This window comes from Maridesulfovibrio spiralis (SeqCode) (genome assembly GCF_048571135.1).
Lineage (GTDB): Bacteria > Desulfobacterota > Desulfovibrionia > Desulfovibrionales > Desulfovibrionaceae > Maridesulfovibrio > Maridesulfovibrio spiralis.
Genome location: NZ_CP182344.1, coordinates 3,368,908 through 3,386,205, shown reverse-complemented (window position 1 = coordinate 3,386,205; position 17,298 = coordinate 3,368,908). Strand labels below are relative to the sequence as shown.

The window sequence follows — 17,298 nt, the reverse complement described above, 5'->3', positions numbered from 1 at the left end:
GTCTGGATTCGCCTGTAATCTAACAATCCAAAAGACATAGTCAAGCCCCAACTTACCTGCTTTCAGGATAGGAGTGCCTCATCGACAGAAGGATAGATATCAAAAATGGTGTCGAGCTTGGTAAGCCTGAATATCTCTTTAACCCTTGGATGCAGCCCGGCCAGTAACAAACACCCTTCATCGGGCAGTTCATGAATAGCGGGAAGAAGACCCGCAAGAGCACTGGAATCCATAAAATCAACCAAAGAAAGATCCAGTACAAATTTCCGGTCACCGGCGCCCACAAGGTTGGAAACCTGCTCATGTAAAGTCATTGAATTAACGCCATCAACCCTGTGTTCATCAACTCGCAGAACGACGAAGTCCCCGACCCTTTCCTGAGCCAAAACCATATTTCGCTCCCGCACAGCTAAATTTTACCCCGCCCCTATAAAAAACGTCGAAAACACGCTGCTTCCGAAACATTCGCATTGGTATTTTTAGCACCCATCGCCACACAGAGCAATCTATTATTATTTCGAGATTAAAAGCAGTTATATTTCTGCAGCGCCCAAAGCACAAAAGATCGATTTATCCCGAACACTGTCACTTGTGGATCATACCCAGAGCAACTCTCTAGCTTCGAAAGAGTCGTCCTTCTCAAGCTCCAGCCTCTTCCACTTTTCTATGAAGAATATACAATCTTCGCCGGAAACAGGACGGCTGAAATAGTAACCCTGAAAAAACCTTCCCCCCATCTGCCGCAACCGGGCGAGCTGGGAGTCATCCTCCACGCCTTCAACGACGACCTTCATATTAATATTTCTGCATAGGCTCAAAATACTGGTGACAATGTGCCTGTTAACATCATTGAGCGATCCAAAGGTCAGGGACCGGTCAATTTTAACTTTATCGATAGGTAATTCCCGCAGATAGCGAAGAGACGTGTGCCCCATACCGAAATCATCAATTGAAATCCGTATCCCCCGCCTGCGCAGATTATGCAAAGTGGCAAGGACCCGGTCGCTGGACGTCATAGCAACTGATTCAGTTATTTCAATTTCAAGACAGCGGGCCGGGACAGAAGCTTCGCGTATAATCGAAGCTACCTTTTCTTCAAGATTTTCATCAGCAAATAGCGAAGGCGTAAAATTAACGGAAACGAAAAAATCATCACCACATCTATGATGCCATACACCTAGCTGCGCACAGGATTCCTTTAGAACGAAATAAGTAAGCTGATTAACGCAATCCATGTCCTCAGCCAGAGCAACAACAACTTCGGGGGAAATATTCCCATATGAGGGATGTTCCCAGCGCAAGAGAGCTTCAGCACCTACAATATCCCCTGCATCGATATCCACCTGCGGCTGGTAAACCATATAGAGCTGTTCTTCATTGCGAATAGCATTACGCAAATCATAAGCCAGCGAACGTGCGATAAAACCCTCAAATCCGGAAAGACCGATACATTTATATCCGGAAAATTCCGAACCGGAACGGGCAGCAGCAAGCACCTCGTCCATCCCCTGCTCATATTGCTTACGGACCACCATATCGAAAACGACCACGAACGGCGTGTAAATGGCTACACCAAGCATAATCACAAATGCCTGCATCAGAACACCGCTCCAGGCCCCGGTGGCAAGATAGGCATTTAATAAAGGAGGAGTCGTCCAGTGCACCGCATTGGTTATCACCGGCACGAACCCGATAAGTGTCGCAAGATATGCAAGACAGTAAGTCAGAGCCGGAACGAAAATAAAAGGGATGGCGTAAACAGGATTCAGAATCAGTGGAATACCGAAAAGCAGAGGCTCGTTGACATTAAAGATGCAGACCAGCAATGCCAGAAATGAAATTTTCCTGATCCCGGAATCTCGTCCTTTCAGAAAAATTGCTATCAGCAGACTCAAGGTAAGACCGGACCCGCCGACCATGGTGAAACAATCGAGAAACCCCTTGGTCAGAATATGAGGGGAAGCTCCACCAAGCTGCATCGCCGCCAAATTGGCGTCCATATTGGAAGCCAAAAGTGTACTGTCGAAAAATGACAGGGTGTTGGGGCCGTGAACCCCGAAAAACCAGAGTAACTGTGAGCCAAGAGTGTAAAATAAACCATTTAGAAATTCAGAATCCGTAACACCGACTACGACGAAAACAATGTACTCCTTAAGCTCATACAGATTGCTGAACCCGAAGAGCATAAACATCTTCTTAAGCAGAGCAAAAAACATAATCACTGCAACACATGCAGGAATTAGAGACAGAATTTCGCGTGAATAAAGATCATATCCGGCACCGGAAACAGGAATGCGCAGCCCCAAACATATAAATTTATGTAACAAAAAACTCGCGACAGAAGAGACAAAGAAAGCCTGCGCAATACCCTTACCCAGCGAAGCTATTTCACTAAAAGTAAGAAAATCAACCTCACCATGCAAAATAAAAAAACAAGACAATGAAATTACAACAAAAAGATTTGGACTTATGTATTCAGCAGACCCCTTTTTATTATGCATAACGCCGAAATTATAACTCATGCTGCATAACATAACTAATGCAGCAACTCCATAAGTACCATTGACAACATCGGTCAACAATTCCCTGTAGTACTCAGGAATTTCACCGATAATATTCTGAAAAGGAAAATTTAAAATGCAGAGAAGAACAGCTCCGACAACAATCAAAGGAAACACCTGCAACTGACTTCTTTTCAGAACTCTGAAAAAAGTCATAGAGGCGACCTTATCCATAATCACATTCAAATAGGCAAAATATCCAAATACAGCCGACTTCCCATCAACTGTCTCCAACCCTGAATTGCGCATACCATCCCGTTGGTTCTACATTTCTCAAAATTTACACAACAATTATGAAATAAGAGACACAACTCAGAATAAAAATCAACTCTTTCAAAAAAACAATAACACTTTGGCACTGATATTTATAAATCAAATCAATAACCCATCAATCCATCAAAAAAACCACACTCAAAATAACCATATCTTTATCGATAATTGTATTTTTAATCCTGAGAATTCAGACGATTGGTAAGTTTTATAAACTCATTCTTCATCTCCGAATTCTGAAAGACCATCAAATCAGGCGTCTGCAATTCCGAAATCCGGTCCAGCATGGCATTGGCATTGCGCATAAGTACAATGAGACTGTGCGCTCCCTGCACGGTTTCATACGTATTGAACGCCACATCGTATTCATGGGTGATACCTTCGCGTGCGCCTGCTATGCGTTCACGGTTCTTAGCCAGATATTGCCCGTACATTTTAGCTGTACGCACGGTAAGCCCCTGAGCAGCAAGATTTGTTTTGTAAATTCCCCTATACTTGGGCGGTTCACTGTTGATCTTCTCTAAAGTCCGTTGGATCAGTTCTTCCTGTTTACGTATAATCTCCGCAATCTTGATCTGATACACATCATCAATTTTGCGTTCATAATTCTCATAGAGATTGAGCAGAATGCGTAACAGGAGCGTGTGCATGCCATAATACCGCTTAGCCATTTCAATATTTTCATTGGCCTCAGCTGTCAGTCGCTGCAACTCAGCCGTAATTAATTTTACATTATTGAAGACAGACACGAGCCGCACATCGTCATCTCCTGTCACGCTGTAGACAAGCGTTTCCACCTGCTCCCGGTCAACCTTCATGCCAATCTTGCGCATTTCCTCCAACAGAACATCAATCATGTTGTCCACCCGCTTTCCGTTCTCCTCTTCGCGGATGGTCAGCTCTTTAATTTTATCATCGATAGCAGCTACGTCCTTTTTCCATATTTCCCATTTCTTGACCTCCTTTGGTGCCGCTAAACGCTCAGTTTTCAATTCCGCGATCTTTTCACGGCAATAGCGAGAATCATTCTGCAAATCCCGAATGGCATCCTTAGTCTCAGACATGCCGGAGATACCGAGTATTTCGATACATTCATCCAGAAGATCATTTATTTTATTATCAACACTACCCTTATCCGCTTTCAATGGATTCCATGATGAATCCGGCACACTGCCACGCAAATCCAGCTCTGAAACAGCTTCAGACAATAAGGGATGAACCTCGCTCCATACATCTTCCAAAGAAGAAGCGTGGGCCGAGGAAACAAATACTATAATGCTCATCAATAGACCGATAAAAAATCTCACCAGAAGCCACCTTCATTCAAAGTAATAATCAATCGTCACTACCGGAATCGTCACTACCGGAATCACTACTGCCGGAGCTATCATTCCTGTCATCATTGTCATAGTACTCATCGTGGTCAGACTTATTACGCTGATTACCACCATGATGATTTTTTTTCTTGAATTTGAGTACAACCAGAATTACTGCCGCAACCGCGACCAATGTTAAAATATTTTCAAAATCCATGGGGCCCCCATTTTTCCAACAATTGCTTACTTCAGGATACCATTATATAAAAACCAGTGTCACCTACTAAATGGAAAAGAGTCTCTCTTTAAGGCCAATAGTGTTCAATAAATCGAAACTTATCAGCATTTTGTGAAATAATTCCCAGTTATAAACAAAAAATAACATAATACTATAATTTAACACTTCACAACTGGACATCCGTTCAACTCAGGAATATAAACCCCTCCGAAGGATAGGGGAATCCTCACCCCCCTTACTTACTGATATCAGTGCAGCCGCTCCGGTTGTACGCCAGCAATGTCATGAATGCGGCATGACCAGCAGCCCGACTTCAGCTTTATGCATTTCCCGCGACCCAAGCCAAGAACACATCACATATCGGGATATGTCGGACGCGAATCTTAAGTATTCTTTTGTTTTACAGATCTAAGCGAATGGAGAGAAACTATGACACAACCAATGTCTAAGACCTTTGTTAATACCTTTCTGGGCCATGCCCCGATGTGGTATAAACTGTGTATCATTGCCTTTTTGGTCATCAACCCCATACTCATGGTCACTGCGGGACCTTTTGTTACAGGCTGGGTTCTGATTGCTGAATTCATCTTCACCCTGACCATGGCCCTGAAATGCTATCCCCTGCCCGCAGGTGGTTTACTTGCAATGGAAGCCGTAATTATCGGTCTCACAACTCCAGAAACCATTTATAATGAAGCACACCATAACTTTGAAGTTATTCTGCTGCTGATCTTCATGGTAGCGGGTATCCACTTTATGAAGGACTTCCTGCAGTTCACTTTCACCCGCATTCTGGTAAACGTCCGCTCCAAAAAGCTGATATCCCTGCTCTTTTGCTTTGCCGGAGCTTTCCTTTCCGCATTTCTTGATGCCCTGACCGTAACCGCTGTTATCATGGCAGTCGCCTACGGATTCTACAGCGTATACCACAAATACGTCTCAAGCGGAGCCGACAAAGGCTCTCACTCCCTTGATTCCGAGCTGCATCTCAAAGAGAAAAACCGCGAAGAGCTTAAAGAATTCCGCGGCTTTTTGCGCAACCTGATGATGCACGGCGCAGTAGGTACCGCTCTCGGCGGTGTATGCACCCTCGTCGGCGAACCCCAGAACCTGCTCATCGGCCACGAAATGGGCTGGCACTTCATTCCCTTTGCTGTGAATGTAGCTCCCGTTACCCTGCCTGTATTCTTTGTAGGTCTGGTCACCTGCCTGCTCACAGAACAGTTCAAAATCTGCGGCTACGGATTCACCCTGCCCGGCAACATCCGCTCCTTCCTTTTCGAAGAAGCCATGCGTCAAGAAGAAAAACAGGGACAGGCCGGTAAAGTTAAACTTATCATTCAGGCCGCAATCGGTGTCTGGTTGATTATTGCACTGGCTCTCCACCTTGCTGCTGTAGGTATTGTCGGTCTTTCCGTCATCGTCCTGCTGACTGCTTTCACCGGTGTTATCGAAGAAGGCCGTATCGGCCCCGCATTTGAAGAAGCACTGCCCTTCACCGCACTGCTGGTTGTTTTCTTCGCCGTTGTTGCCGTTATTCACTCTCAGGAGCTCTTCAAGCCCATTATCGAATACGTACTAAGCATGCAGGGCCAAACCCAGCTTATGGCTTACTACATCGCCAACGGTATTCTTTCCGCCATTTCCGATAACGTATTCGTTGCAACTGTATACATATCCGAAACCAAGCTGCACTTCGTACACGTGCTTGATGCTATCCCCGGTATCGGTATGAGCGGTCAGGAACTGATGGCCAAACTCACCGATCCCCACGCAGTACGCGCAGATGTAATCGCCACCCTGCCCCAGGCTGCAGGTGCGCAGGTTGCTTCTGCAATGCAGCAGCTTGATAAACTCGCTGTCGCCATCAACACCGGAACCAACATCCCTTCCGTTGCTACTCCTAACGGACAGGCCGCGTTCCTCTTCCTACTGACCAGTGCTCTGGCTCCGGTTATCAGACTGTCCTACGGTAGAATGGTCATGCTGGCACTGCCCTACACTATCACCATGTCCATCGCAGGTCTGCTTGCCGTTGACTGGTTTCTTTAGAAGAATGCCTCCGGCGGCCCTTCGGGGAGTCTACCGACGGTCCCTTCGGGGACCAAAGAACTTTTTTGGAAAAAGGTTCTCTGGACTCTCCCAAAACTTTTGCTAGGCTTCGCCGAGATATAAACTCAAAAGCGGGTAACCTGATCATCAGGTTACCCGCTTTTTTATGTCCCAGCCTAGACATGAATAAGTAAAAGCTTTATTTCATTGAAAACAAATATCATTTTCTAAAACGAACCAGGCTAATACCAATAAAAGGTTTTGGGATTCTTAAACCCTTTTGACACAAATTCGCAGGAAAGCGGATTTGCCCGGTGCCTAAAGGCACCGCCCCGAAGGGGTAAGCCCCAGGAAGGGGCGCAATAAAAAGGGTTTGAGACTCCCGGCAGGGTTCCCCGAAAGGGCCGCCGGAGGCACAATGAACACTACACTTAAAATTATAGGCTACTTGCGCTCAGACATCAAAACACGTGAAGAAGCTCCTAAGCAGGGCAACGAGGGCGGCATAGAGGCTATCGTGGAGATTCAGGAAGAGTATGAAGATGCAATGGACGGCATGTCCGTTGGGAGTGAAGTTGTTTTACTTAGCTGGCTGCATGCTGCTGACCGTGAATGCCAACGCGTACATCCACGCGGAGACGAAACTCGCCCCAAGCGCGGAGTTTTTACCACCCGTTCACCGGACAGACCCAATCCGATTGGACTCCATCCGGTTACGATCACAGAAATTGACGGCTTCAAAATAAAAGTCCGTCCTATGGAAGCCATAGACGGAACACCGCTGATCGACATAAAAAATGTCCAGCGTCACAAATAGAATCCCCCCATCCCACGGGGTCGGTTACAGAAGGACCGACCCCGCATGGGGTATTCCATCGATACAGGTATCGTGAAATCTCGGGTAGTTACTACCGGGGACGGTAAGTAATTCTGCCGCGAGTAAGATCGTAAGGGGAAAGCTCAACGGTAACTTTATCGCCGGGCATAACTCTGATGCGGAATTTACGCATCTTACCGGAGATATGAGCCAGAACCTCGTGACCATTCTCAAGCTCTACGCGAAACATTGCGTTAGGGAGAGCTTCTTCCACAGTACCATTAACTGAAATGCCTTCTTCTTTAGCCAAAACTATTCCTCTTATTATTTAATTCGTTACATAAAAAAAGCCCGCTTACGCATCAGCGACAGCGGGCTTAATTTTAGATTTTCCCGGATTCGGGAACATCAAGACTGTCTTTAGGTACAAAATGGTTCAAGCGAGAATTACATGTTCTCACCAGCCCAAAGGGGCTTTATACCAATTCGCAACAAATTACCAGCGTCTGGGACGTGGTTCACGGGGACGGGCTTCGTTTACTTTCAGATTACGGCCGCCAAAGTCTGTACCATCGAGGCTCTCGATAGCCTGAATAGCGCCTTCGTCTTCCATTTCAACAAAACCGAATCCACGGGGGCGGCCGGTTTCACGGTCATTGATGAGTTTAACAGAAATAACTTCACCAAATTCTTCAAAAGCTGCCCTCACATCTTCCTCGGAAGAGTTCCAGGGAAGATTGCCCACGTAAATGTTCTTCGACATCTCAAAAAACTCCATAAATCGTTAGAACTTAAAACAAAACCAGACCGCCGTTCATGAACTAATAAATTCTTTTACGACATGCGCTGCTCTCAGAAACCCGCTGAGATAACCAGCCATCAACAAAATACCTATAAAGACAATCTATGATATTCGGCTGAAATCCGGTAGCCTATGTAGCCCCATACCCCACTAAGGATAAAAGAGCAATAGACCCGCGCAAAAAAGGTTATTTAAATATAACTTTTTCTACGCGGGCCATAATATCTATTGAGAGCGGGCAGTTACTTCTTGAGCCAGCTCATCATTTTGCGAAGTTCACCACCGACCTGCTCGATCTGGTGTTCTTTACCGATGCGACGCATTGCGCTGAAGTGAGCCTTACCGGTCATGTTTTCATTGATGAATTCTTTTGCGAACTCACCCTGCTGGATTTCCTTGAGGATCTTTTTCATTTCCTTGCGGCTTTCTTCGTTGATAACGCGAGGACCGCGGGTCAGATCACCGTACTCAGCGGTATCGGAGATGGAATCACGCATTTTGGCGAGACCACCTTCGTAAATGAGGTCGATGATCAGTTTGCATTCGTGGAGACACTCGAAGTAAGCGATTTCAGGCTTGTAACCAGCTTCTACGAGAGTTTCGAAACCTGCTTTGATCAGCTCGGAAAGACCGCCGCAAAGAACAGCCTGCTCACCGAAGAGGTCAGTTTCAGTTTCTTCACGGAAAGTTGTCTGCAGAACGCCGGAACGGGTAGCACCGATACCTTTTGCGTAAGCAAGAGCGATATCGAAAGCTTTACCGGAAGCATCCTGATCTACAGCGATGATAGCGGGAACTGCGCCACCTTCAGTGTAGGTACGACGTACGAGATGGCCGGGACCTTTAGGCGCAGCCATGATAACGTCAACGTCCGCAGGAGGAGCGATCTGCTCGAAATGAATGTTGAAACCGTGACCGAAAGCAAGAACGTCGCCGGACTTCAGGTTGGGTGCGATGTCATTTTTGTAGACTTCAGCCTGTACCTGGTCGGGCAGAAGGATCATGATAAGATCTGCCTGTGCAGCTGCTTCAGCAGCGCTTACGGGTTCGAAACCGTGTTCTTTAGCGAGGTCGTAGTTTGCACCACCGGGACGCTGGCCAACTACAACTTTAACACCGGAATCACGAAGGTTCTGTGCGTGGGCGTGGCCCTGGCTACCGTAACCGATAATTGCAACTGTCTTATCTTTGAGCAGATTAAGATCAGCGTCATTTTCATAATAAACTTTCATTGCTTTCTCCTAGATGTTGTTCTCTTTAATTCGGACACGAAACTTGTGAATAGTTTCCCGGCGGCTCGCCTTGATATAAAAGCCAGCCGGAGGGCACTCCTGTGCCGAAATGTTTGTGAAATTTTTGACCTAAACTTGCAGGGCACGCTTCATGGCGACGGTGCCTGTGCGGGCAATTTCCTTAATACCAAACCTGCTGAGCATGTTGATCAGGGCTTGTATTTTCTCATGGTCGCCGGTGACTTCGATAGATAACTCATCGACACTCACATCAACGACCTTACAGCGAAAAATATCTACAATACGTAGAATTTCAGCCCGTTTTGCATCCTCGGCGTTAACCTTGATGAGGACCATTTCACGTTCAACAGCCTTGTGTTCCAGCATATCAACAACCTTGATGACTGTTACCAGCTTGCGGAGCTGTTTAACAATCTGCTCAACGATGTGCTCATCGCCGATGGTTGTGATAGTCATGTGGGAAACCCCTTCCTCAAGGGTGGGGGCTACGTTGAGAGATTCGATGTTGAATCCTCGCCCGCTGAACAGTCCTGCAACTCTGGAAAGAACCCCGGGCTCGTTTTCAACTGTCACGGATAAAGTATGTCTCATTACTTCCTCCTAAACGAGCAGCATGTCGGTTAATGAAGCGCCGGCAGGGACCATGGGATACACGTTCTCTTCCGGATCTACACGGACATCGATGATGGTCGGCTTTCCATTGGAGAAAGCTTCTTTAAGCACCGGTTCGAGGTCTTTTTCTTCAGTAACCCTGTACCCGACAGCTCCGTATGCTTCGGCAAGTTTAACGAAGTCCGGCTGGGCATCCATGCAGGTTTCACAGTAGTTGCGATCGTAAAAAAGCTCCTGCCACTGGCGGACCATTCCGAGATAGCCGTTATTCAAAATAACAATTTTTACGGGAAGGTTGTTGCAGACAGCAGTCATCATTTCCTGAATATTCATCTGAATAGAACCGTCACCGGCGATATTCACAACAAGTTTGTCGGGGAAGGCCATCTGTGCACCGATAGCTGCGGGAAAACCGAAGCCCATGGTGCCGAGACCACCTGATGAAAGAAATGATTTGGAGCGTTTAAACTTGTAGAACTGGGCGGCCCACATCTGGTTCTGGCCCACTTCGGTGGCGACAATTGCTTCCCCGTTGCTGATCTCGTAGACTTTTTCCACGACTCGCTGGGGCTTGATATATTCGTTGTCGCTCTTTTTATAGCGTAAAGGATGAGTTTCCGACCATTCCTGAACCTGCCTGACCCATACGGCGTGGGCAACTTCCCAGTCCACGGAATCAAGATTCGGTTCCATTTCACTCTTTAATGCAGACAATGCGCTCTTGCAGTCAGCTACAAGCGGCACGTGTACGGCTACGTTCTTCTGAATTGAGGTGGGGTCAATATCGATGTGAACAAGAGTGGCTTTGGGGGCGAATGTGCTGACCTTACCGGTCACACGGTCATCGAACCTCGCCCCGATTGCCAGGACGAGGTCCGCATTATTTATTGCCATGTTTGCGGCATAGGTGCCGTGCATTCCCAACATCCCCAACCAGAGGGGATCTTCTCCGGGAAAGGCGCCCAGCCCCATAAGGGTAGCGGTCACCGGAATGTTCAGGCTCTTGGCGAGCCATGTCAATTCATCCTCAGCTCCAGAGCTGATAACCCCTCCGCCTGCATAAATCAAGGGCCTTTCTGCACCTTCGATCAATTTTGCGACTTTTTTAATCTGCCGCGCATGCGGTTTCAGATTCGGGCTATAGCTTCTAAGCGACACATCTTCAGGCCATTCGAACTCGAATTTCTGCTGCATAATGTCCTTGGGCAGGTCAACAAGAACCGGGCCGGGACGTCCGGTGCGGGCCAGATAAAAGGCCTGACGGACAGTATAGGCAAGGTCTTTGATATCCTTAACCAGATAATTATGCTTCGTACAGGGCCGGGTGATTCCAACGATATCCACTTCCTGGAACGCGTCGTTCCCGATCAGCGGCGTGGGAACCTGTCCGGTGAAAATAACCACCGGGATCGAATCCATGTACGCCGTTGCTATGCCGGTAACAGTGTTGGTTGCTCCGGGACCGGATGTCACGAGGCAGACCCCTACATCGCCGGTGGCGCGTGCATAGCCGTCCGCGGCATGGATTGCACCCTGTTCGTGCCTAACAAGTATGTGCTTGAACGGATAATTGGGCAATTCGTCGTATATATCAATTACGGCTCCTCCAGGGAATCCGAATACGACGTCCACACCCTCCTTTTTCAGACATTCAAGAAATATCTGAGCTCCGGTGAGCTCCATGGCTACCCTCCCTTATTTGTGCTTGTCGAGCAAAGCCTGCAGCTTTGTCTTTCCAGCAAGTTTTTTCTTCTTTAATTCTTTGACCTCCTGAGTTTCAGTTTCACTCAGGTAGGACTTGGCTTCCATTTTATCAATGAGTTTCTTGAATTCGTTGTGCTGGTCCCATAGGGCGTTAATTTCACTGTCCTGGCCCACTAGCTGCTCGATCAGTTCAATCTCTCTCTGTTCCATTTGAAACTCCTTTTTGCAATTGGTTTGCAACTCAGGCGCTGGCAGGGATTATCCCTTCCCAACGCGGTTCAACATCGGACTCCACCAGTAAAACCTTTTTACGGTTGGAATGTCCTGATGCAATGGAAATATTGCGTTTTTTAAGACCCAGACGGGTCGCGACAAAAGAGGCAAGAGCCTTATTGGCCTTGTTATCCACAGCAGGCGCGTTTATGCGCACGCGCACGCTGTCCTGATACTCCCCGGTAACGCCCTCATTCCTAGCGCCGGGCTGCACCCAAACAGAGACCCTCCACGAACCTTGTCCGCAGGGTCTGATGTAAGCTGGGAGTTCAGTTATAACTTCGGTCACTTGGCCTTCTTGAAGAATTTAAGTTTGGATTCGATGGCTTCAACCTTCTCAACTTCGGGATCACCGATCTCCAAAGTTTTAAGATGGGATTCTAACAGAGCTTTCAGCTCGACTTCAAACCGGGTTCTCTGCCGCTTCAGTTCATTAATGTCTTCATGAATCTGAGCCAGCCTGTTGTGGGCCTGCTGCAGGATCACCTCGGCTCTGGAATGAGCTTCATTGATGATAACTTCGGCTTCCTTTCTGGCGGTGGCCTTTAGGTCGTCCACCATGCGCTGGGTAGTCATCAGGGTATCGCGCAGTGTTTCTTCACGCTGACGAAATTCCGCGATAGTACTTTCCCGGCGGGAAACTCTTTTCTGAAGCTGCTTCTTTTCATCGGCAGAAGCACCCAAAACATCAGCAAGCTCGACCATAAGCTGGTCCACTTCACTTTTGGAATACCCAAATAGGGATTTTGAGAACTTCTTATTAAGCAAGTCTATTTTTGAAAGACTCATACCCACCTCCGGCACTTACATACCATAAGCAAGTCTGGTGAGGTTGCCCACCAGAGCAATGTCGATCATCTGGATAGCCAGAAGAACAACAATGGGGGAAAGATCAAATCCACCGATATTCACAAATGGGAGAAACTGACGCACTTTGGCGAAAACAGGCTCTGTCACGGTGCGCAGAAATCTGACAATGGGATTGTAGGGATCAGGATTGACCCAAGTAATCAGGGCGGAAATGATAACCACCCACATATAAAGATTAAGTACGAGCGAAAGGACCTTCGCCACGGCAAGAATCACGTAATCCATTTAACATACTCCTAACGGGCTGAATCAGAAGCAGCCGCTTCCGATCTTGACTATAAATTGGCACAGCAGGATTCAAGAATCAACTGTTTTTCCAAATTAAAATTAATTCTATTGAATATAAGTACACAGGTCACTAAAAGAGTGCTAAAAATCAACACCTAAAGCACCCTAACAACCTTTAACACTGAATTAAATAAACTTTTGCTGACCGCAACCACAACTGGACCAAACGTTATTTCGAGCCTTTTCCAGCAGATTGCAGAGAGTCCAGTAGCTGTCCACATGCAAACGGGCATTAAGAATCGGACTGCGGTAGGCCCAAAACTCAACCCCTGCCCTTTCGGCGCAACTCTCGTCCACCCAGGTATCACCAATGTAGACGACGTCCTCGGGCTTCATGCCCCACTTCTGCAAAATGTAGTGCACGCCTTCCGGGTGCGGCTTACTATTCGGCAGAGTCTGGGAGGTGACCATGGGTGAGAAAAAACCCTCAATATCAAACATCTGCAGAACAGTTGGCAGGGTATCAGTACGGTTGGTGTTGATTCCCATGCGGATATTGTTGGTTCGCAACCATTCCAGCAGACGGGAAAGACCTTCCTCAACCTCAATATATTTAATGCCTTCCTTGTGGGAATGGTCCTTACTGTAAACGAAGGCTTCTTCGTGGAACTCTTCAGGAAGGATGTGCTTCAGGGCTTCGACATGAGTAAGCGCGTGCACCTGCTTTTCTTCCTCGGCATCCATAGGGTTGAGGCCAAATTTTTCTTTAAACCTGTTGTAATACCACTTATTGGCTTCAAACGAGTTAATCAACACCCCGTCACAATCAAAAATTACGCCTTTAATCTCTTTAACGACCTCTGGCGGGGTTACAGGGCTGACATGTATGGATTCCATATTCATTCGCTCCTTAAGCGTCTTCTGTTACATTAAGAACTACGGTAAATTCCCGCTCAAGCCATTGCTTGTCCTCTGGAACAGAAGAAAGCCCCAGCAATTTCCACGCTTTCTCACGCAGAACCAGTGCCTTATTCGCCAGCAGTCCTTCCTTTTCATAAAATTCAAAATCCCGGTCACGCCAAAAAGAAACCGCTTCAACATCGGAAGTCACCAGCACGGAATTTTCCGGCAGCAACAATGCAAAGCCTTCCAGCACTTTTTGCCAAGGCAGCAGGATATCGCCACCGCCCATACCGGGCAGATTAGCCATCAATCCACCAAGAGCCATGGCCTTGCGATCATCTTCATCATCGACATCAAGACCGAGGCTTTCGCCAAACCCGGCCCATTTATCAGTCAAGTTCTGCTCAAGAGAATCAAGTTCCAGATGCTTTTCTTCGTAAGCATAACAGAGAGCCAACACGACCTGATTCTGGATGCGTGCTTCTTCTTCACTCTTATCTTCAACACTAGGAGAAATACGCGCAGCAAGTTCATTGTGGATTGCGGAAGTTCTTTCACCGAACTGGTCCCGGTCATAAGGCTGAGGGTTGGCGATGAATTTGAACATCTCGCCAAGACTCTCACCATAGCTGACGAAATCGTCAACCATGCGACGGCAGGTCTGCGGCTCAACAGGCAGTTCTTCCGGGCGGTAAACAAGGACATCACCAGTCGCTTCCCGGTCGATACCCGGATCAAAAAGCGATGCACCCTCAACTTTTTCCCCGATCAACTCTTCATGCATTTGCGGAAAATATATCAACATGGTCCGACTCCTTTTGATGTATTAGATAATGCGCTTCGCACTATAAATGATAATATCTCGCCTCCGGCGCCCAAAAGCCCATAACCCTTAGACGAGAAGCTTTGCTTCAAATTTTAGGGATATAGAAAGCAGAGCAGCTAAGCCCCTTTAGAGTCCCTATCTGTTAAGCAGGGAGCTTCCAACACCGGCAGCATTTTGCATATTTCTAGTAAAGTTTATTCCTTGCGCGGCTTGAAGAGACTACACACGCCTTCGCATTTAACCTGCTCAAAAAGACATATCTCCTCGTGCAATGCTCCGCAAAAAGGAAAACCTTCCTCTTCTCGCGGAACCATCTTGCGACACACCACGGTCGATTTCAAGTGTTCTTCTATCCTTCGCTCCCAGAGATCACGAAAAGCCTGTTCATCCAAATGGAAATTATCGGCCTGCAACAGAAGCTTATCATACTCTCCTTCCAGTTCCTTAAGGACCCGGCAGCGCCACTCCCGATTGTATCCGGGATTAAGCATCTCTTCATAGAGACACCTTCCATTTTTATAGAACCGGCACATGCGCCCCGGTAATTTAGTAACTTTTGCCAAAATAATCCTCCGGGAGACACCCGGTCTGCATTCTGAAAACGTTAAACATTCAAAGCTTGAAGTATGTATCGATCGCTTTTTTGTAAAGGTCAAAAATATAAATTTTCCGTGTCGTTCCGAGATAAGAAGACATTCTTGACCAAAGAGCGAGGCCCGTGTAAAAGTTCCTTACCGTCTAGCATTGGAGGATTAAAATGTTCGGTTTAGGAATCACAGAAATTCTTTTAATTTTAGGTATTATCATCCTGATTTTCGGAGCTAAAAAGCTTCCCGAAGTGGGTAGCGGACTGGGCCGTGCAATTCAGAATTTTAAAAAGGCAAGCAGTGAGTCTGAAGAAATTGACGTAACTCCGTCAAAAGACAAGAACAAAGAGGCATAAGCTTCTACTGTTAGCTCGATTTTTTTTGCAGCTACTGGCTGCAGAACCCCGGTTTGCCCTGCGAGCCGGGGTTTTATTATACCTTATTCCCCACTTCTTCATCGAACATAGCCATCCCCCGGCGAAGATAGATTGCACCTGAAATAAAAGTAAAGATTGCAGTCACAATTTCCAGCTGTGGATGCACAAAACTTACATCCAGCTCAAAAGCCAGTCCGGTCAGGACCACAAAGACAACCAGAAGTTGCAAGGCAGTGGTTATCTTGCTGGACCAAAGCGGGACAATCTTTTTCTCCACTTCCACTCCATAGAATTTCAGCAAAGACAACCCGCCCACAATTATCAGATCACGGGAAACAGCCAGTACGGTCAGCCAGACCGGAATAAAATCTTGTGCGGAAAGACAGATAAATGAAGTAACAAGCAATATTTTGTCAGCAAGAGGGTCAATCATGGCCCCGAATTCAGTACGCTGCTTCATTACGCGGGCCAGAAAACCATCCAGCCCGTCGGAGACTCCGGCAACCATAAACAACAACCAAGCCGTCAGAAAATTACCGTCAAGGTATGCAATCACAAAACCCGGCGTCAGCAATATCCTGAAGATCGTAATCAGGTTGGGTATGGTCCAGATTCTACCGTCCGTCACTATCCGTCCCTATTCTTTTGCCTCCCCGAGTCCCTCCAGACTGAAAGTCAGCCCGCGGGGAGGAAGGTAATCATTAAGATATCCACGGAGCACCCACTGGTCCGAAATTTCAAGCGACCAGCTGGCGGATACTGCCGTAGGCTGCATTTCAACATCGAGAAGTTTCACTTCCTGCACAGCGGAATCCCATGCTTTCAGCTTGCGCCCGAACTCACGGACACCTTCGGGATTGAACCAGCCGCTGACGACCAGTACAGCTTTAGGGTTGGTGAAAGCCTCAATATTCTCAGAACCGAAATATTTGCCCCAGAGTTCGCGCCAGACACTTTCCATGCTGGCACCGGAGCCAAACCATTTACCGCGGACAGATTGCAATTCACCGGACCAGCGTTTGTTGGAAGCATGACGAACGGAGAACATAGCCACGTTCTGAGTGACAGCGTCAGTAGCGTTGCTCAAACCATACAAAGTAATCAGACTGTCAATTTCAGCATTCTGCTCCAGCTGGCGAGTCTCATTCAGAGCATACTTGCCATTATCGACACTGACACGGGTCAAAACTTCTCCACTGGAGAACAAGCCCATTTCCTTCAGTGCGACACGCAGGGTCTTACGGTTCACGTTGACGTCAACGGCAACAGAAATGCCGTCTTCAGCCATCTGGACATTCATATCCTTATAACCGGCGATATACTCTTCATAGTGCCTGCCGAAGGAATCCTTCACAGCCTCGGTCCTTGCAGCGGAAAGAGTACCGGGAATCATGCGAGAGGCCTCGGAAAAAAGAGCCTGCGCAAAAGCTTCTTTCACTGCCTTCTCACGCAGAACACGTTGCGGAACTTCTTTTTTAGGATCAACAGACTTAAAGATCTGAACCTTCACCGCATGAGCGGGGAGTGCAGCGCCAAGCAGAACAGCAACACAGGCCGCAACAACAAAATATTTTATCTGACATGAAAATTTCAATTTATAGCTCCGGTC

General features: G+C 47.2%; 21 protein-coding genes. 3 read left to right on the top strand and 18 right to left on the bottom strand.

Translation table 11 applies throughout. The annotated features are described in order from the left end of the window. Nucleotides 1-62 precede the first annotated feature (62 nt). The 4 genes from ACNI29_RS15165 to ACNI29_RS15150 form a co-directional block, all read right to left on the bottom strand. Nucleotides 63-392, bottom strand: coding sequence for an STAS domain-containing protein (locus ACNI29_RS15165; RefSeq protein ID WP_419779213.1), 330 nt, complete (start codon nucleotides 390-392; stop codon nucleotides 63-65). Between the two features lie 204 nt (nucleotides 393-596). After that, the gene (locus ACNI29_RS15160) at nucleotides 597-2,717 is read right to left on the bottom strand and encodes an EAL domain-containing protein (protein WP_419779212.1); all 2,121 of its coding nucleotides are present in this window, start codon (nucleotides 2,715-2,717) and stop codon (nucleotides 597-599) included. Nucleotides 2,718-3,007: 290 nt separating this feature from the next. Beyond that, the gene (locus tag ACNI29_RS15155; protein WP_419779211.1) at nucleotides 3,008-4,114 is read right to left on the bottom strand and encodes a hypothetical protein; all 1,107 of its coding nucleotides are present in this window, start codon (nucleotides 4,112-4,114) and stop codon (nucleotides 3,008-3,010) included. Nucleotides 4,115-4,166: 52 nt separating this feature from the next. Beyond that, complete coding sequence (locus ACNI29_RS15150; protein ID WP_419779210.1) at nucleotides 4,167-4,364, bottom strand: hypothetical protein; 198 nt, start codon at nucleotides 4,362-4,364, stop codon at nucleotides 4,167-4,169. Nucleotides 4,365-4,814: 450 nt separating this feature from the next. Between ACNI29_RS15150 and nhaB the strand changes: the two genes are divergently transcribed. Both nhaB and tsaA read left to right on the top strand, forming a co-directional pair. Continuing rightward, nucleotides 4,815-6,437 (top strand): sodium/proton antiporter NhaB, encoded by a 1,623-nt coding sequence (nhaB, locus tag ACNI29_RS15145; RefSeq protein WP_419779209.1) that lies wholly within the window; start codon nucleotides 4,815-4,817, stop codon nucleotides 6,435-6,437. A 418-nt stretch (nucleotides 6,438-6,855) separates the two neighbouring features. Beyond that, the gene (gene tsaA / locus ACNI29_RS15140; RefSeq protein ID WP_419779208.1) at nucleotides 6,856-7,254 is read left to right on the top strand and encodes a tRNA (N6-threonylcarbamoyladenosine(37)-N6)-methyltransferase TrmO; all 399 of its coding nucleotides are present in this window, start codon (nucleotides 6,856-6,858) and stop codon (nucleotides 7,252-7,254) included. A 91-nt stretch (nucleotides 7,255-7,345) separates the two neighbouring features. On the opposite strand, the gene infA is transcribed toward tsaA, so the two are convergent. The 12 genes from infA to ACNI29_RS15080 all read right to left on the bottom strand — a co-directional run bounded on the left by infA (nucleotide 7,346) and on the right by ACNI29_RS15080 (nucleotide 15,288). Further along, nucleotides 7,346-7,564, bottom strand: a complete 219-nt coding sequence (gene infA, locus ACNI29_RS15135; RefSeq protein ID WP_320008717.1) for a translation initiation factor IF-1 — start codon at nucleotides 7,562-7,564, stop codon at nucleotides 7,346-7,348. A 186-nt stretch (nucleotides 7,565-7,750) separates the two neighbouring features. Then, a complete protein-coding gene (rbp, locus tag ACNI29_RS15130) occupies nucleotides 7,751-8,017 on the bottom strand; it encodes an RNA-binding regulator (protein WP_419779207.1) in 267 nt (88 codons plus the stop codon). 281 nt (nucleotides 8,018-8,298) lie between these two features. Next, a complete protein-coding gene (gene ilvC, locus ACNI29_RS15125) occupies nucleotides 8,299-9,288 on the bottom strand; it encodes a ketol-acid reductoisomerase (protein WP_419779206.1) in 990 nt (329 codons plus the stop codon). 129 nt (nucleotides 9,289-9,417) lie between these two features. Next, nucleotides 9,418-9,900, bottom strand: coding sequence for an acetolactate synthase small subunit (gene ilvN, locus ACNI29_RS15120; protein ID WP_419779205.1), 483 nt, complete (start codon nucleotides 9,898-9,900; stop codon nucleotides 9,418-9,420). 9 nt (nucleotides 9,901-9,909) lie between these two features. Beyond that, nucleotides 9,910-11,604 carry a biosynthetic-type acetolactate synthase large subunit gene (gene ilvB, locus ACNI29_RS15115; protein ID WP_419779204.1) on the bottom strand — a complete coding sequence of 565 codons (1,695 nt, stop codon included), beginning with the start codon at nucleotides 11,602-11,604 and terminating at the stop codon, nucleotides 9,910-9,912. 12 nt (nucleotides 11,605-11,616) lie between these two features. Continuing rightward, a complete protein-coding gene (locus tag ACNI29_RS15110) occupies nucleotides 11,617-11,835 on the bottom strand; it encodes a DUF465 domain-containing protein (RefSeq protein ID WP_419779203.1) in 219 nt (72 codons plus the stop codon). A 31-nt stretch (nucleotides 11,836-11,866) separates the two neighbouring features. Next, nucleotides 11,867-12,187 (bottom strand): DUF167 domain-containing protein, encoded by a 321-nt coding sequence (locus ACNI29_RS15105; RefSeq protein ID WP_419779202.1) that lies wholly within the window; start codon nucleotides 12,185-12,187, stop codon nucleotides 11,867-11,869. Further along, nucleotides 12,184-12,687 (bottom strand): DivIVA domain-containing protein, encoded by a 504-nt coding sequence (locus ACNI29_RS15100; protein ID WP_419779201.1) that lies wholly within the window; start codon nucleotides 12,685-12,687, stop codon nucleotides 12,184-12,186. Before ACNI29_RS15100 ends, ACNI29_RS15105 begins: the two co-directional genes overlap by 4 nt. Before the next feature lie 15 nt (nucleotides 12,688-12,702). Beyond that, entirely contained in the window at nucleotides 12,703-12,993 is a 291-nt protein-coding gene (locus ACNI29_RS15095) for a YggT family protein (protein ID WP_419779200.1), read from the bottom strand. Between the two features lie 189 nt (nucleotides 12,994-13,182). Continuing rightward, nucleotides 13,183-13,893, bottom strand: a complete 711-nt coding sequence (locus ACNI29_RS15090) for an HAD family hydrolase (protein ID WP_419779199.1) — start codon at nucleotides 13,891-13,893, stop codon at nucleotides 13,183-13,185. Between the two features lie 13 nt (nucleotides 13,894-13,906). After that, the gene (locus ACNI29_RS15085) at nucleotides 13,907-14,704 is read right to left on the bottom strand and encodes a hypothetical protein (RefSeq protein ID WP_419779198.1); all 798 of its coding nucleotides are present in this window, start codon (nucleotides 14,702-14,704) and stop codon (nucleotides 13,907-13,909) included. A gap of 215 nt (nucleotides 14,705-14,919) precedes the next feature. Next, nucleotides 14,920-15,288: a hypothetical protein gene (locus tag ACNI29_RS15080; protein ID WP_419779197.1), complete on the bottom strand. Its 369-nt coding sequence runs from the start codon at nucleotides 15,286-15,288 to the stop codon at nucleotides 14,920-14,922. A gap of 194 nt (nucleotides 15,289-15,482) precedes the next feature. Between ACNI29_RS15080 and ACNI29_RS15075 the strand changes: the two genes are divergently transcribed. Next, nucleotides 15,483-15,668, top strand: coding sequence for a twin-arginine translocase TatA/TatE family subunit (locus ACNI29_RS15075; protein WP_419779196.1), 186 nt, complete (start codon nucleotides 15,483-15,485; stop codon nucleotides 15,666-15,668). Nucleotides 15,669-15,744: 76 nt separating this feature from the next. On the opposite strand, the gene ACNI29_RS15070 is transcribed toward ACNI29_RS15075, so the two are convergent. Further along, nucleotides 15,745-16,317: a CDP-alcohol phosphatidyltransferase family protein gene (locus ACNI29_RS15070; protein WP_419779195.1), complete on the bottom strand. Its 573-nt coding sequence runs from the start codon at nucleotides 16,315-16,317 to the stop codon at nucleotides 15,745-15,747. A gap of 9 nt (nucleotides 16,318-16,326) precedes the next feature. Next, nucleotides 16,327-17,283, bottom strand: coding sequence for a hypothetical protein (locus ACNI29_RS15065; RefSeq protein ID WP_419779194.1), 957 nt, complete (start codon nucleotides 17,281-17,283; stop codon nucleotides 16,327-16,329). Between the last annotated feature and the right edge of the window lie 15 nt (nucleotides 17,284-17,298).

Coding starts and splice junctions, on each gene's coding strand:
- nhaB (WP_419779209.1), top strand. CDS start 4,815: ATGACACAACCAATGTCTAAGACCTTTGTTAATACCTTTCTGGGCCAT.
- ACNI29_RS15155 (WP_419779211.1), bottom strand. CDS start 4,114: ATGAGCATTATAGTATTTGTTTCCTCGGCCCACGCTTCTTCTTTGGAA.
- ACNI29_RS15075 (WP_419779196.1), top strand. CDS start 15,483: ATGTTCGGTTTAGGAATCACAGAAATTCTTTTAATTTTAGGTATTATC.
- ACNI29_RS15100 (WP_419779201.1), bottom strand. CDS start 12,687: ATGAGTCTTTCAAAAATAGACTTGCTTAATAAGAAGTTCTCAAAATCC.
- ilvC (WP_419779206.1), bottom strand. CDS start 9,288: ATGAAAGTTTATTATGAAAATGACGCTGATCTTAATCTGCTCAAAGAT.
- ilvB (WP_419779204.1), bottom strand. CDS start 11,604: ATGGAGCTCACCGGAGCTCAGATATTTCTTGAATGTCTGAAAAAGGAG.
- ACNI29_RS15160 (WP_419779212.1), bottom strand. CDS start 2,717: ATGACTTTTTTCAGAGTTCTGAAAAGAAGTCAGTTGCAGGTGTTTCCT.
- tsaA (WP_419779208.1), top strand. CDS start 6,856: ATGAACACTACACTTAAAATTATAGGCTACTTGCGCTCAGACATCAAA.
- ACNI29_RS15085 (WP_419779198.1), bottom strand. CDS start 14,704: ATGTTGATATATTTTCCGCAAATGCATGAAGAGTTGATCGGGGAAAAA.
- ACNI29_RS15165 (WP_419779213.1), bottom strand. CDS start 392: ATGGTTTTGGCTCAGGAAAGGGTCGGGGACTTCGTCGTTCTGCGAGTT.
- rbp (WP_419779207.1), bottom strand. CDS start 8,017: ATGTCGAAGAACATTTACGTGGGCAATCTTCCCTGGAACTCTTCCGAG.
- ACNI29_RS15110 (WP_419779203.1), bottom strand. CDS start 11,835: ATGGAACAGAGAGAGATTGAACTGATCGAGCAGCTAGTGGGCCAGGAC.
- ACNI29_RS15150 (WP_419779210.1), bottom strand. CDS start 4,364: ATGGATTTTGAAAATATTTTAACATTGGTCGCGGTTGCGGCAGTAATT.
- ilvN (WP_419779205.1), bottom strand. CDS start 9,900: ATGAGACATACTTTATCCGTGACAGTTGAAAACGAGCCCGGGGTTCTT.
- ACNI29_RS15095 (WP_419779200.1), bottom strand. CDS start 12,993: ATGGATTACGTGATTCTTGCCGTGGCGAAGGTCCTTTCGCTCGTACTT.
- ACNI29_RS15090 (WP_419779199.1), bottom strand. CDS start 13,893: ATGGAATCCATACATGTCAGCCCTGTAACCCCGCCAGAGGTCGTTAAA.